The organism is Pseudovibrio sp. POLY-S9 (genome assembly GCF_001431305.1).
Classification (GTDB): domain Bacteria; phylum Pseudomonadota; class Alphaproteobacteria; order Rhizobiales; family Stappiaceae; genus Pseudovibrio.
This window is the reverse complement of the sequence record NZ_LCWX01000212.1, coordinates 37,864-38,942: the sequence shown is the minus strand read 5'-3', so window position 1 is coordinate 38,942 and position 1,079 is coordinate 37,864. Positions and strand designations below refer to the sequence as shown.

1 pseudogene is annotated in these 1,079 nt (G+C 40.9%); it reads right to left on the bottom strand.

What is annotated here, in order from left to right:
- Nucleotides 1-888 precede the first annotated feature (888 nt).
- Nucleotides 889-1,079: pseudogene (locus PPL9_RS32525) on the bottom strand (calcium-binding protein); the annotation flags it as partial.

Sequence of the window (1,079 nt, the reverse complement as noted above, 5' to 3'; positions counted from 1 at the left end):
TAACGGTCCTTGTAGTGGACGAGCATCGATCAGCACATGAGATTGCTCGGCTTCCCTATCAGGATTTGGAGTAATGCGGGAACTGGCGGGTGGAGCAAGCCATTAAAATCATACGTCAGAAGCTAAGAGATCCAGACACAACAGAAAAGCTTGCCGAAATGCTGAGTTCCACCGTCAGGCAGTTAAATAGAGCTGTTATAGAACACGCAAAAGCCACACCACAAGAAGTCTGGCGTGACACGCGCCTCCAGCTCGCTCACTGGCGCCTCATGAACTCAAAGCGAACCATCACGCCAATTGCCTTGGAGTGCGATTTCTCCAACAGCAGCCACTTCACCCACTGGTTTAAAGCCAAATTCAACCACCCCCCGAAACACTAAAGAACACAGCGTTTGGTGAAGTAGAGATAAAGTAACCCTTATTTATAGTTCGACACCAAATGGAGGTTTATATTATTGAGTGAGCACAAGACAGCCTCTTTGCCTTGTCAGTTGAAACATATCTGATATGAACAATATATGGTGTGTTAAATTCGACTAAGCGACATATCAGATCTGACTTATGTGGATGCTAGCCTTGATTTAAGGTCATCTAAATCCAAATTAGATCTCAACATGAAAGTGGTTTTATCCAACTATCTGCTGAAGGTAAAAAAATCTATTCGTTAAGAAGCTGTATAGGCTATTTTCGTCATTCGGCGCAGAGCGAAACTTTTAAAGCGTAAGTGGTAGAAACAAATTAACTCAGTATCAAATAGTCGATCAAGTAATAGCAACAACAATTGGAGAAATTTACTTTCAAAGTTCTCAATAAAGCAATCTTAGTATTTCGAACGCATATACTCCTCAACAAGAGATTGCTGAGGAGTATATGCATTATACCAAAGTGCTATCCAGCAAATTGGAAATCATCACTATGAAGCTCTGATCGAGAGATCCCATTCAAAACAATTTTATTGTTATCATTAAGGGTTATGACAGTATTATCACCTTCGTCACTCGTAATCGAAAGTAATTCCTCAAAATCAGATAGCACATCTAAACCAAAATGAATGACATCTTCTGTCTCTGCTCCAGCAG